This window comes from Yersinia aleksiciae (assembly GCF_001047675.1).
GTDB classification, from domain to species: Bacteria; Pseudomonadota; Gammaproteobacteria; order Enterobacterales; family Enterobacteriaceae; genus Yersinia; species Yersinia aleksiciae.
The window spans coordinates 2,133,888-2,146,658 of record NZ_CP011975.1; the positions used below are offsets into that span (position 1 = coordinate 2,133,888).

The window sequence follows — 12,771 nt, forward strand, 5'->3', positions numbered from 1 at the left end:
CGCGATAACAGAGCCTCCGCTTGCGGGGGCTTTTTGCATTCCAGGGGCTGTATATTTCGTATTGATATAATCAGAAGTTTTTTATTCTTTAATTGAAAGGATAGTTTCTGGCACGCTCTGTATCAAGCCAACCAATTGGGTTGATTACCATTTAAGTTAAAACCATTCAGGTTCATAACAATTATTCTGGGGAGCGGGTCAATGCGTAAATGGGGTGTGGGTTTGTCGTTACTGCTGTTGGCATCAGGCGCCATGGCAAAAGATATTCAATTACTGAATGTGTCTTATGATCCGACACGCGAGTTTTATCAGGAATATAACCAGGCGTTCAGTAAACACTGGGAACAACAAACCGGCGACAAGGTGACAGTACGTCAATCCCACGGCGGTTCTGGTAAGCAGGCGACCTCGGTAATTAATGGTATTGAAGCCGATGTGGTGACACTGGCACTGGCTTATGACGTCGATGCTATTGCTGAGCGTGGTCGCATTGATAAAAACTGGATCAAGCGCCTGCCGGATAACTCCGCGCCTTACACTTCAACCATCGTGTTTTTGGTGCGCAAAGGGAATCCTAAGCAAATTCATGATTGGTCAGATCTGGTAAAACCAGGCATCTCAGTGATCACCCCTAACCCGAAAACCTCCGGCGGTGCACGCTGGAACTATCTGGCGGCGTGGGGTTATGCGTTAGAGCATAACAATAACGATCAGGCCAAGGCGCAAGAGTTTGTCAAAACCCTGTATAAGAATGTGGAAGTATTGGACTCTGGCGCACGTGGGGCGACCAATACCTTTGTTGAACGTGGCATTGGTGATGTGCTGATTGCCTGGGAAAACGAAGCCCTGCTGGCCGTAAATGAAGTGGGCAAAGACAAGTTCGATATCATCACGCCAAGTGTGTCGATTCTGGCAGAGCCGACAGTGTCGGTAGTGGATAAAGTGGTTGATAAGCGCGGCACCCGTGACGTTGCCGATGCCTATTTGAAGTATCTCTACTCACCAGAAGGCCAGACCATTGCGGCTAAGAACTACTATCGCCCACGTGACCCGGCGGTAGCTGCCAAGTTTGCCAATGAGTTCCCGAAACTGAAGCTGTTTACTATCGATGAAGTGTTCGGTGGCTGGACCAAAGCACAGCAGACACATTTCGCCACTGGCGGGGTGTTCGATGAGATCAGTAAACGTTAAAAGAGTGTACTGATAACTACCTGCTAACTAAGCGCCCGTAGGTTAATACTGATGGGCGTTTTGTTTTATTAATCGCCCCAACTCTATTTTTTATTTTCATAATTATTTCCTTTCTTATATATCCCCACTCCCCAATTCGCCAACCGGTGCTAAATGCGTTATTGAGTTATATCAGCCAATAAGGCTACATAGCTTATAGGGGAAGATTATGACTATTGGTCGTATTTCTGGGGGGGTAACCACTCCGCCTGTTTCAGCACCAATGCCCCCGAATGCGCCATTAACAAGAAATAGCTCTTTTGGTTCATTTGAGTATTTTCCACACAACGACGACGTAAAAAGCAGTTCAACCCCCTCATCGCCACCGCCATTGCCAGTGAATATACAAAACCATCAAGATGTGACGGTAACACTGCCGGACTACACCACAAATACTAAAGAATATTTCGATGCCTTATTAAAAGAGGTAAATCGCGAGGGTAAACCGCCTTTTATTCTGCGGCCTTTGGCCTATTTGCTGGCGAAGTTCGGTATTCATGGTTTCGGGCAAACCAACTGTGCATCTTGTGCGACTGCTGTGATTGATACTTTAGAGAAGGGTAGATTGCATCTCGCGATGCCAACACTAAGAGGCGCGGATGTAAAAGGAATCATGGGATTGCCATGTGATGATGCTAAATCGGCGGCTGAACTGATCACCAAGTTAAAAGAGTATGAGCCCAATACAGCACTCTTTGGGGTTCTGGTGATTCATCGACCGGCTTTATGGACTATGTTGCCTGGCGCGATTCGAGGACATGCCTGCAATGTGATTAAATTTAAAGACAGCGATACCATTCATTTTCTTGATACGCAGAAGAGAAAGTATTTAAGCTATAAGCAGGAGGAACTCTCAGCGAGGGGCAAAGAGATAAGTCGCTTCTTAGGCTCGGTAGGGGCAGGTGGAATTGATTTATATAAGAAAGATTTTGAGGTGCCGGACCATAAAAAAGCCGGAACGTCTGCCCCGGCTTAATCAGTAGCGTAAAAGCTAAATTAGGCTTTTTTAGCTTTGGCTGCTGCTTTCACGATCACCGCGAATGCGTCTGCTTTCAGTGAAGCACCGCCAACCAGCGCGCCATCGATATCAGGCTGGGTGAACAGTTCTGCTGCGTTTTTGTCGTTAACAGAACCGCCGTACTGAATGATCACTTGTTCTGCAACCGCGGCATCTTGCTTAGCAATATGGTCACGGATGAATTTGTGAACCGCTTGAGCTTGTGCTGGGGTGGCTGATTTGCCCGTACCGATAGCCCAGATGGGTTCATAAGCGATAACCGCGCCTTCGAACGCTTTCACCCCTAAGGTATTCAGCACGGCGTCCAGTTGTTTCGCGCAAACCGATTCAGTTTGGCCCGCTTCGTTTTCTGCTTCGGATTCACCGATACACAAGACTGGGATCAGGCCGATCTCTTTCAGCACGCCGAATTTCTTGGCGATCAGCTCATCACTTTCTTTGTGATAAGTGCGGCGCTCAGAGTGACCGATGATGATGTATTGGGCACCCACGTCTTTCAGCATTTCAGCAGAGGTTTCGCCAGTAAATGCGCCGGACAGATTCACATCAACGTTCTGTGCGCCCAGAGTAATACGGCTACCTGACAGCTCATGTTTAGCCTGATTCAGATAGATAGCCGGTGGGGCAATGGCAACACCACAACCGTCAACGGTGCTCAATTCTTTACGCAGGCCAGCGATAAGCTCGTTAACCATGTGAGTGCTACCGTTCAGCTTCCAGTTACCCATAACTAATGGATGACGCATGTTTCTTCCTCCAACAAAGGGACACGAGGGTCAATAATAATGACTGCCCGACAGGCAGTTTACCTGTCCAACAGTATAGAGATGATTAGTGGTAATGGCTTTGCTTTTCGTCATTAATTGCGGTGAGTTCATGCTTCAGATAGTGATAGCTTAATCGGTTCAACAGCGAAGGTAAGTCCTTTTTCGCCGTTATCTGCTACAACATAGCGAATTGCGCCAACAGCATGGGTGTAGAAAGTTGAGCCTTTACCTTTGGTCAGCAACTGCTGCACGCTCTCAATGCTCTGCTGTAGCGTGAGTGTCGGTTCAAACTGCCGCATCAGGGCTGCCATATAGTTGACGGCCACCAGTCGGGCTGCTTTCTCTTCGCTCCCTTTTATCGGCAAATAGGTAATTTGTAAGGTCTTAATCTTACCGGTACCCTTTTCCAGTGCGGTTGACGCGTAGAGATTTTCATTAATCTTGCTGGCCGCCCGCGTCAGTGGTGGCGCATCGTCTTTGACGATAATGGCGTGAAACTCACTGATGGGCAGTGTCGGGTTGGCGCGGTTATAACTTTCACGGAATTTAACCAAAGTTAAATCAAAGGTTGGCGCACCGGAAAGCAGATATGGTGCCGTCGGTTGTGCCTCTTCCGTTGGTTGACCACTGTCGTCTGCGGGATCGGCATGAGCGTGGCTAACCGTTGCCATTAGCAGCAGTTGGGTTAACGTTGCGGCAATTTCTTTTCTCATGACTTACGCCGTCGTTAGAAGTGTGTGAGGGGATTAAAACGGTAATCGGGGGTGATTGTCAAAATTCGCTGCAAAGTTTATCGGTTGGCTGTGTGGTTGAGTTACACTCTGGCACTATTAAATTAGGCCAGTGGATCAGTTCATCGATGACAATACAGCAGTGGTGTTTTTCATTTAAAGGCCGTATCGGGCGGCGGGATTTTTGGATCTGGATTGGCCTGTGGCTTATGGCGATGCTGGTTATTTTTACGCTCGCCGGGCAAGATTTTCTACCTATTCAGACCGCCGCTTTTGCCATCGTTTTTTTACTGTGGCCAACGGCGGCAGTGGTGGTCAAGCGATTACATGATCGCAATAAAGCCGGCTGGTGGGCATTCTTGGTAGTGCTGGCCTGGATGCTGATGGCGGGTAACTGGCAGATGTTGGCCCCTATCTGGCAATGGGGCGTCGGGCGATTTATCCCTACGCTGATTATTGTCATGATGTTTATCGACTGTGGCGCGTTTCTGGGGACTGACGGCGATAACCGTTTTGGCCCACCGGCGGTGCCGGTAAAGTTTCTGGCAGATAAAGCATAAGGTCGGTTTGCGCGGGGGAGAGGCGAAGGAGGGTTCAGGTGCGACTAACCCCTCCTATTAGCCAAATACGTTAAACGCCTAAGGTCTGACCCCCAAGGTATGGCAAATAGCATAGCTCAACTCAGCGCGGTTCAGGGTATAGAAATGGAAGTCTTTCACGCCTTCGCGGCTTAAGATTTTCACCATATCCATCGCCACCGAAGCACCGACCATTTTACGTGTCTCTGGGTCGTTATCCAGACCTTCAAAAATGGTGGTCATCCAATTAGGCACCCGCACATTGGTCATGGTAGCGAAGCGCTGAAGCTGCTTAAAGTTGGAAACCGGTAAGATGCCCGGCACGATCTCGACGTCAATTCCGGTGGCGACACAGCGGTCACGAAAGCGCAGGTAGCTCTCGACATCAAAAAAGAACTGCGTAATGGCACGGTTAGCGCCCGCATCAATCTTGCGCTTCAGGTTAATCAGGTCAGCCTGCGCGCTCTTCGCTTCAGGATGAACTTCCGGGTAAGCGGCTACCGAGATATCAAAATCACCCACGTCTTTCAGCAAGGTCACCAAATCAGAGGCGTACATTTCTGGCTTGCCGCTATCCGGTGGCAAATCACCGCGCAGGGCCACGATGTGGCGGATACCGCTATTCCAGTAATCAGCCGCAATCTCACGTAACTGAGTTGGAGAGGCATCCACGCAGGTCAGATGCGGTGCGGCTTCAAGACCGGTGCGATCCTTAATCCCTTTGATGATGCTGTGAGTACGATCGCGCTCGCCGGAGTTAGCGCCATAAGTGACTGAAACAAATTTCGGTTTCAGGGTGCTCAGACGATCAATCGAGCTCCACAGGGTCTCTTCCATCTCGCTGGTACGTGGCGGGAAAAACTCAAAAGAAACATTAATTTGGCCTTGCAGCTCTGCCAAACTTTGATTTAGCGCTTCCCGCTGGTTTGCGTGAAAAAAACTCATACCCTGTCACTCCATTGTCGCTATAACGACTTATGTTATCTGTTGCCGCCCACTTGTGAGCGTCTATACGTTTAGATGGCTAAATAGAAGGTGCCGGAAGTTGACTAAAGAGTCAACGTTTAAATAAGTTTAGGCCGATGATGATTATTCACACGCATTACGCGGAAAATTCATGTTCACCCTGCGCCCTGAACGCGATAGGGGTATTAGCGGTGTACGCGCTGTAGGTCTGCAACGTGGATCGAGGGGATAAAGTGGGGGCTTCGCCTCGACTGCGGTGGGCAGAAGAGGCGAGTTAATGCAGGTTACAGCAGTTGAGACAGGCGGTTTAAATCAGATTGAATCGCACCGGCAGTGACATCGCGGCCAGCGCCTGGGCCACGGATCACCAGCGGATTATCGCGATACCAACGGCTCTCAATGGCGAAGACGTTATCGCACGGCAGCAAGGAAGCCAGTGGATGGTCAGCACGTACGGCTTCAACGCCCACCCGCGCTTTACCATTGGCATCAAAGCGTGCCACGTAACGTAACACCAGACCCATTTCATTCGCGGCTTCTAAGCGCTGAACCATTTGCTGATTCAATGCTTCACCGTTTTCGAAAAACTGATCCACGGAGCCAACATCGGCACCCGCAGGCACCAGCGACTCCACCCGTACCTGATTCGGTTCGATGTCGTAACCCGCTTCACGGGCCAAAATCACCAACTTGCGCATCACATCCTGACCGGAGAGATCCACCCGCGGGTCCGGCTCGGTCAGCCCTTGCTGCCAAGCTTGATCCACCAGTTCGGTGAAGGGCACGGTACCGTCAAATTGCAGGAACAGCCAAGAGAGTGTACCGGAGAAAATACCGCTGATTGCCAGAATGCTGTCGCCGCTGTCACGCAGGTCACGCACCGTGTGGTTAACTGGCAAACCTGCGCCGACGGTGGCGTTATATAGCCAATGGCGGCCCGTTTTGGCGAAAGCATCGCGGATTTGGCGATAGTTATTGCTGCTGGACGCCCCGGCGAGCTTGTTGGCGCTGACAACGTGGAAGCCGTAGCTGGCGAAATCCAAATATTGCTCTGCCAGTGACTCGCTGGCGGTCACATCCAGTACGACCAAATCGTCAAACGGGTGCGCGCGCATCCACAAGAACAGTGACTCTTCATCCTGCTCTATGGCTTCGTCATCGTAAAAGGCCAATGTGCGACTGGCGTCTAATCCGTCATAGCTCAGCAGGCTGCGGCGGCTATCCACCACCCCTGCCAACACGAATTCAAAACCACTGCGGGCTGAAATATTCTTTTGCTCGCGAGCAAACAGCTCCAGCCAGCGGGCACCAATATTGCCTTTGCCGAACAGAACCAGACCGATACGTTTTTCCGCGCGGAACAACGACTGATGCAGACCCTGAATCAGGTGTTCTGTCGGCCCAAGGCGCAGAACAGCCACCAGACTGATGCCGTCTTCTGCTTGCCAGATAAACTCAACCGGTTGATCTTTAAGCTGTTGGTAGAAGCGGTGGCTGTGCAGTGGATTCTTACTCACCCCCGCGCCGACCAGTGCCACCAGTGCCAGTCCTTCGCGCAGGGATAATCTTCCCGGCAGCGTGGCATCTTCCAGCACGCGGAGCGCACTGTTCACCACCTCTGAGGTATAGCAAAGTTGCAGCAGGTTGCGATCCGGGTGAATACCGGTCGCCAGCGGCTTGATTTGCGCGCGTTTGAGCAGCAAATCGATCTCTTTTTGCGCCAGTGAGAAGTCATGATGGCCGGCAATCTGTAATTCTATCAGGCAGACATCATCATGGCTGGTGACAATTTTGGCACCCGAGCCAGAGGCCAATACGCGCTCGATACGGGTGGAGCCTTGTTCCGGCTGATAGCTACAACGCAGCTGCAAATCGATATCGCTGCCTGAAACTGGCTGTAATGTGCGGGTGTGCAACACTGGCGCGGCCAAACGGGCCAGTTCACTGGCTTCATCCAACCGCAGCAGAGGCAGCAGACAGGCGTCTTTCACTTTGCGCGGGTCAGCACTGTAGACCCCAGCAACGTCACTCCAAATGGTGACCCGTTCGACACCCGCCAGCGCGCCAACTTGCGTCGCGGAATAGTCACTGCCGTTACGCCCTAACAGCACGGTTTCACCGGCGTTATTGCGCGAAATAAAGCCGGTCACCACTAAACGTTGATGCGGGTGCTGCGTGATCAATTGTTGCAACAACGGGTAAGAGCGGCCTTCATCGATCTGGGGTTGTGCCGCCCGCTCAGCACGCAGGAAACTGCGCGCATCCAGCCAGCTTGCCTTCATATCCAGCTTGTTCAGCACCGCAGCCATCAGGCGGGCGGACCAAATCTCGCCATGCCCAACCACTTCGGCATAAGTTGCATCGTCGATTTTGTTATCCAGCAAACCGGCCAGTCGCTCCAAATCATGGATAAACTCGCTAATCAGTGGCTCAGCCATTTCTGGTGATAATAAACCGCTGATCAGGTCGTGCTGATAACGCCGCAGATTTTGCTGCACCTGATGGGCAGAAAGACGATCGCTTTGGCTGAGTTTCAACCAGCTGATCAGTTGGTTGGTGGTACTCCCTGCCGCAGACACCACCATCAGATCGCCGGGGTGACTGTAGTTGGCCATAATATTAGCCACCCGCAGGTAACACTTCACGTCCGCAAGGCTACTACCACCAAACTTATGCAGCTGACGGCCAGTGACCGCCGCTGCTACCGCTGTTGCATTCATGCTTACCTCGTTCCCGCCAACTGGAAGGCATTTTCCAAATCGGCAATCAAATCTTCGCTGTCTTCAATACCCACGGAAATACGCAACAAGCTATCAGTAATCCCTGCGGCAGTGCGCGCTTCTGGCGCCATACCGGCATGGGTCATGGTCGCCGCATGGGAAATCAGGCTCTCCACGCCGCCCAAAGACTCCGCCAAGGTAAATAGCTCAAGGGCAGAGAGGAAACGACGTAACACCTGCTCATCACCATCGAACTCAAAACTGAGCATCGCACCAAAACCTGACTGCTGACGGCAAGCAATTTCGTGGCCGGGATGTTGTGGCAGAGAAGGATGATACAGCTTTTTCACCAAAGGCTGCTGCTGTAAATAACGAACGATGTCGTCGGCATTCCGTTGCTGTTGAGCCATACGTGGCGACAAGGTACGCAAACCGCGTAATAACAGGTAGCTATCAAAGGCCGCGCCAGTGACACCGATATTATTCGCCCACCAGGCCAGCTCGACTGCCAGCTCAGGATCTTTGGCAATCACCGCACCGGCCACCACATCGGAGTGGCCATTTAGATATTTGGTACAGGAGTGCACCACCAGGTCCGCGCCCAAAGCGAGCGGCTGCTGCAAGGCTGGGCTGAGGAAGGTATTGTCGCAAACAGTCAGTGCGCCGACAGCATGGGCTGCTTTGCAGATGGCGGCAATATCCACCACCCGCAGTAACGGATTACTGGGTGTTTCAATCAATACCAGCTTAGGTTTTTCAGCTAATGCGCGGCTTAGGGCCACTTCATCACCCTGATCAACAAACAGCACGCGGTACGCCCCGCGCTTGCTCAGGCTATCGAATAAACGGTAGCTGCCACCGTAACAGTCATGGGGTGCGACCAACAGATCGCCCGGTTTAAGAAAGGTGGTGCAAACCAAATGAATCGCCGACATCCCGCTGCTGGTCATGACCGCACCGGCCCCCCCTTCCAGTTCAGCCAAAGCCCGCTGCACCACATCACGCGTCGGGTTACCACGCCGTGAATAGTCATGGGCGCGTGGCTGATTGAAATCGATAAAGTTGTAAGTACTGGAGAGGTGAATCGGGGGGACAACGCAGCCGTATTGCTCGTCGTCATTCAACCCGCTACGGACTGCTATTGTTGCCTGTTTACGCGTCATATGGATTTCCACCAGCCGGGATCGAGAAAATGTTACGTCAGAGTAGACGCACAAATTACGGACGTCAATACATCTGGACATCTAAACTTCTTTGCGTATAGATTGAGCAATGGAATAATAACCGCTAAAATTATAGAGGTTTTAGATATCTTAATGATGTCAGTCAGGTTTCGGTGAGGTTTTGTTTCATCGCAAAGGCGACAGAGAAAGGTATGGGCTATTAATAAATAGCGAAAATGATTAAATGAGTGATGTTAGTCTAGTAAAATTGACATTTACTTAGTGAGAACAGCGAAGATCGGGCATAATTGGCCCGTTTTCAGAATTTAGTATTTTTCCGATAAATTTAAGGTGTCCCATGGCTGAGTGGAACGGCGAGTATGTCAGCCCTTACGCTGAACACGGCAAGAAAAGCGAACAGGTCAAAAAAATTACGGTATCCATTCCGCTGAAGGTGTTAAAAATCCTTACGGATGAGCGAACCCGCCGTCAGGTGAATAACCTGCGCCATGCCACCAACAGTGAACTGTTGTGTGAGGCTTTTTTGCATGCATTTACTGGACAGCCGCTGCCGAATGACGAAGATCTGCGTAAAGAGCGCAGTGATGAAATCCCGGAAGCCGCGAAGATTTTAATGCGTGAATTGGGTGTTGATCCCGATACTTGGGAATATTGATTTCCCACGACGACCCTGCTCATCAATGCATGTGAATGGGGGAGTAGAAATGAAAAAAGGCGCCTAAGGCGCCTTTTTCGTCTGACGGGCAGAGATTACTTCTTAGCTGCACCTGGCACGCTGAAACGCTTGTTGAAGCGGTCAACACGGCCACCGGTCGCAACATCACGCTGCTTGCCAGTGTAGAACGGGTGGCATTCGCCGCACACGTCCAGATTCAGGTCATGACCAACAGTAGAGTTGATCTTGATAACGTTACCGCAAGAGCAAGAAGCAGTAACTAAATCGTATTTAGGGTGGATACCTTGTTTCATGGAAACCTCTATATTTAGGCCGTGTCGCTATCCAGCCCTGTTCCGCCAGACACCACACGATTGATAACTAACAATCGCTGATAAAGTAACCAACGCTTGTTAACAGGATTTGATATCGAATTATACCAAAGGCGGCGAATCATACAGAATTTGCCAAAGCCGCGCAATCGAATCCGCACATTGTGAAGCATGCGGTGTAAACTGTTCAATCTTTTTTATTCAGGCCAATTTTTTATTCAGGATGACAACACATGTCCGTGGTTCAAGTGGCTTTACCCGTACCGCTGGCCCGTACCTTTGATTACCGATTAGACAGCGCCATGGCCTGCCCGGTGGTGGGTGCTCGTGTCAGCGTGCCGTTTGGTAAACGCAAAGCTATCGGCATTGTGGTGGGTATCAGTGATACCAGCGTATTCCCCCTTGAGCAGCTGAAAGCCATTGATGCCATTTTGGATGATCGCAGCTTATTTCCACCCAGCTTGTGGCGCATTCTCTGCTGGGCAACCGAGTACTATCACTACCCGATTGGCGAAGTGCTGTTTCATGCCCTGCCGATTTTGTTGCGGCAAGGGAAGCCAGCGCAATCGGCCCCTTTGTGGCAATGGTTTGCCACCGAGCAGGGTCGTGCGACTCCGCCGGACAGCTTAAAACGTGCGCCCAAGCAGCAACAGGCGCTTGCCGCATTATTGCAAAAACCGGTCTATCGCCATCAAGTGAATGAAATGGCATTAACCGAAAGCGCGTTACAAGCTCTGCGCAGCAAGGGGCTGATTGACCTGCGCTCGCAAGCAGTGGCAACCACCGATTGGCGTCAAGGTTTTGCCGTACTGGGTGAACGCCTGCGGCTGAATACCGAGCAGGCCACCGCCGTAGGCGCGATCCGCAGCGAAGATACCCAGTTTGCCGCTTGGTTGTTGGCGGGGGTGACGGGTTCCGGTAAAACGGAAGTTTATCTGAGTGTGCTGGAAAATATTCTGGCGCAGGGCCGCCAGGCGCTGGTGTTGGTACCTGAGATTGGCCTAACCCCGCAGACTATCGCCCGCTTTCGCGAGCGGTTTAATGCGCCAGTCGAGGTGCTGCACTCTGGCTTAAACGACAGTGAGCGTTTATCGGTCTGGTTGCGGGCGCGTAATGGCGAAGCCGCGATTGTGATTGGTACGCGCTCTGCACTGTTTACGCCATTCTCCCGTCTGGGGGTCATCATTATCGATGAGGAGCATGACAGCTCCTATAAGCAACAGGAAGGTTGGCGCTATCATGCGCGGGATTTAGCGGTATTCCGCGCCCGTGAAGAGGGCATTCCTATCGTGATGGGCACGGCCACTCCTGCGTTGGAAACCCTGCATAATGTGCAAATGGGTAAATATCGCCAATTAACACTGAGCAAACGAGCCGGTAATGCCAAACCCGCCGCGCAGCACTTGCTGGATCTCAAAGGGCTGCCGCTCAAAGTGGGGCTTTCTCAGCCCCTGTTGAAACGGATGAAAGCCCATTTGCAGGCTGATAACCAAGTGATTTTGTTCCTGAATCGCCGAGGGTATGCACCGGCTTTACTGTGCCATGAGTGTGGCTGGATTGCAGAATGCCAGCGCTGCGACCACTATTACACCTTGCATCAGAATCACCGCCAGTTGCGTTGCCACCATTGCGACAGCCAGCGGCCCGTGCCTCAGCAATGCCCGAAATGCGGCACCACTCATCTGGTCTCGGTGGGCGTCGGCACTGAACAGTTGGAAAATGAGCTGGCTCCGCTGTTCCCCGACACGCCAATTACCCGCATCGATCGCGATACCACCAGCCGCAAAGGTTCGCTGGAGCAGCATTTGGCGGATGTCCATCAAGGCGGGGCACGTATTTTGATTGGTACACAAATGCTGGCGAAAGGGCATCATTTCCCCGATGTCACGCTGGTGGCATTATTGGATGTCGATGGCGCGCTATTCTCGGCGGATTTCCGCTCAGCGGAGCGCTTTGCTCAACTCTATACGCAGGTGTCAGGCCGCGCGGGCCGCGCCGGTAAGCAGGGTGAAGTCATTTTACAAACCCATCACCCTGAGCACCCACTGCTGCAAATCCTGCTGCAACAGGGCTACGATGCCTTTGCTAAACAGGCACTGGCAGAGCGTAAAAGTGTATTTTTACCGCCCTACACCAGCCATATCATCGTGCGCAGTGAAGACCACGATAATCAGCAATCAGCACTTTTCCTGCAACAGTTGCGCAATTTATTGGAAGCCAGCCCGCTCAAAGATGATGCCCTGTGGATCATGGGGCCAGTGCCCGCCTTGCAAGCCAAACGGGGTGGGCGCTTCCGCTGGCAACTCTTGCTACAGCACCCCTCAAGGCAGTTGCTGCAACGGCTGATTAAAACCTCTCAGCCACTGATCAATACGTTGCCACAAGCACGAAAAGTTAAGTGGACGTTGGACGTCGATCCCATCGATAGCTAATTACCCTGCGTCCTTGACGCCACAGCGTTGTTGGCTTCACTCACTCACCCGAATCACTGACTGATGTCAGCTCATCGGGACTTATTCGTTTGCCGCCTAGCTGTGACGCCAATGACTTTGGGTAATACCCTTCCTAATTGACGCCACAGCGTTGTTGG

At 51.7% G+C, this 12,771-nt stretch carries 11 protein-coding genes; 5 read left to right on the top strand and 6 right to left on the bottom strand.

The features are described from left to right. Positions 1 to 201 precede the first annotated feature (201 nt). A complete protein-coding gene (locus tag ACZ76_RS09640) occupies positions 202 to 1,191 on the top strand; it encodes a sulfate ABC transporter substrate-binding protein (protein ID WP_048618759.1) in 990 nt (329 codons plus the stop codon). A gap of 208 nt (positions 1,192 to 1,399) precedes the next feature. Then, complete coding sequence (locus ACZ76_RS09645; protein WP_050126409.1) at positions 1,400 to 2,206, top strand: toxin glutamine deamidase domain-containing protein; 807 nt, start codon at positions 1,400 to 1,402, stop codon at positions 2,204 to 2,206. A gap of 20 nt (positions 2,207 to 2,226) precedes the next feature. On the opposite strand, the gene tpiA is transcribed toward ACZ76_RS09645, so the two are convergent. Then, positions 2,227 to 2,994 carry a triose-phosphate isomerase gene (gene tpiA, locus ACZ76_RS09650; protein WP_048618760.1) on the bottom strand — a complete coding sequence of 256 codons (768 nt, stop codon included), beginning with the start codon at positions 2,992 to 2,994 and terminating at the stop codon, positions 2,227 to 2,229. A gap of 128 nt (positions 2,995 to 3,122) precedes the next feature. Then, positions 3,123 to 3,728, bottom strand: coding sequence for a DUF1454 family protein (locus ACZ76_RS09655; RefSeq protein WP_048618761.1), 606 nt, complete (start codon positions 3,726 to 3,728; stop codon positions 3,123 to 3,125). A gap of 146 nt (positions 3,729 to 3,874) precedes the next feature. Here ACZ76_RS09655 and ACZ76_RS09660 point away from each other — a divergent pair, with 146 nt between their 5' ends. Beyond that, a complete protein-coding gene (locus ACZ76_RS09660; RefSeq protein WP_048620254.1) occupies positions 3,875 to 4,306 on the top strand; it encodes a DUF805 domain-containing protein in 432 nt (143 codons plus the stop codon). A gap of 78 nt (positions 4,307 to 4,384) precedes the next feature. Here ACZ76_RS09660 and metF read toward each other — a convergent pair whose 3' ends face one another. From metF to metB, 3 genes are all read right to left on the bottom strand, one after another. Further along, a complete protein-coding gene (gene metF, locus ACZ76_RS09665) occupies positions 4,385 to 5,269 on the bottom strand; it encodes a methylenetetrahydrofolate reductase (protein WP_048618762.1) in 885 nt (294 codons plus the stop codon). Between the two features lie 305 nt (positions 5,270 to 5,574). Next, positions 5,575 to 8,010, bottom strand: coding sequence for a bifunctional aspartate kinase/homoserine dehydrogenase II (locus ACZ76_RS09670; RefSeq protein WP_048618763.1), 2,436 nt, complete (start codon positions 8,008 to 8,010; stop codon positions 5,575 to 5,577). 2 nt (positions 8,011 to 8,012) lie between these two features. Next, on the bottom strand, positions 8,013 to 9,173 hold the full coding sequence (gene metB, locus ACZ76_RS09675) for a cystathionine gamma-synthase (RefSeq protein WP_048618764.1): 1,161 nt from the start codon (positions 9,171 to 9,173) through the stop codon (positions 8,013 to 8,015). Between the two features lie 358 nt (positions 9,174 to 9,531). On the opposite strand from metB, the gene metJ reads away from it, so the two are divergent. Further along, positions 9,532 to 9,849 carry a met regulon transcriptional regulator MetJ gene (metJ, locus tag ACZ76_RS09680; RefSeq protein ID WP_004392248.1) on the top strand — a complete coding sequence of 106 codons (318 nt, stop codon included), beginning with the start codon at positions 9,532 to 9,534 and terminating at the stop codon, positions 9,847 to 9,849. A gap of 95 nt (positions 9,850 to 9,944) precedes the next feature. Here the strand turns inward: metJ and rpmE are convergent, their stop codons facing one another. After that, on the bottom strand, positions 9,945 to 10,163 hold the full coding sequence (gene rpmE / locus ACZ76_RS09685; protein ID WP_004876115.1) for a 50S ribosomal protein L31: 219 nt from the start codon (positions 10,161 to 10,163) through the stop codon (positions 9,945 to 9,947). A 251-nt stretch (positions 10,164 to 10,414) separates the two neighbouring features. On the opposite strand from rpmE, the gene priA reads away from it, so the two are divergent. Next, positions 10,415 to 12,613 (top strand): primosomal protein N', encoded by a 2,199-nt coding sequence (gene priA / locus ACZ76_RS09690; protein ID WP_048618765.1) that lies wholly within the window; start codon positions 10,415 to 10,417, stop codon positions 12,611 to 12,613. The last annotated feature ends 158 nt before the right edge of the window (positions 12,614 to 12,771 follow it).

Bases quoted from the DNA above. Each gene is read 5' to 3' on its own strand.
- ACZ76_RS09645 (WP_050126409.1), top strand. From the start codon at position 1,400: ATGACTATTGGTCGTATTTCTGGGGGGGTAACCACTCCGCCTGTTTCA.
- metB (WP_048618764.1), bottom strand. From the start codon at position 9,173: ATGACGCGTAAACAGGCAACAATAGCAGTCCGTAGCGGGTTGAATGAC.
- tpiA (WP_048618760.1), bottom strand. From the start codon at position 2,994: ATGCGTCATCCATTAGTTATGGGTAACTGGAAGCTGAACGGTAGCACT.
- metF (WP_048618762.1), bottom strand. From the start codon at position 5,269: ATGAGTTTTTTTCACGCAAACCAGCGGGAAGCGCTAAATCAAAGTTTG.
- ACZ76_RS09670 (WP_048618763.1), bottom strand. From the start codon at position 8,010: ATGAATGCAACAGCGGTAGCAGCGGCGGTCACTGGCCGTCAGCTGCAT.
- ACZ76_RS09655 (WP_048618761.1), bottom strand. From the start codon at position 3,728: ATGAGAAAAGAAATTGCCGCAACGTTAACCCAACTGCTGCTAATGGCA.
- ACZ76_RS09640 (WP_048618759.1), top strand. From the start codon at position 202: ATGCGTAAATGGGGTGTGGGTTTGTCGTTACTGCTGTTGGCATCAGGC.
- priA (WP_048618765.1), top strand. From the start codon at position 10,415: ATGTCCGTGGTTCAAGTGGCTTTACCCGTACCGCTGGCCCGTACCTTT.
- ACZ76_RS09660 (WP_048620254.1), top strand. From the start codon at position 3,875: ATGACAATACAGCAGTGGTGTTTTTCATTTAAAGGCCGTATCGGGCGG.
- rpmE (WP_004876115.1), bottom strand. From the start codon at position 10,163: ATGAAACAAGGTATCCACCCTAAATACGATTTAGTTACTGCTTCTTGC.
- metJ (WP_004392248.1), top strand. From the start codon at position 9,532: ATGGCTGAGTGGAACGGCGAGTATGTCAGCCCTTACGCTGAACACGGC.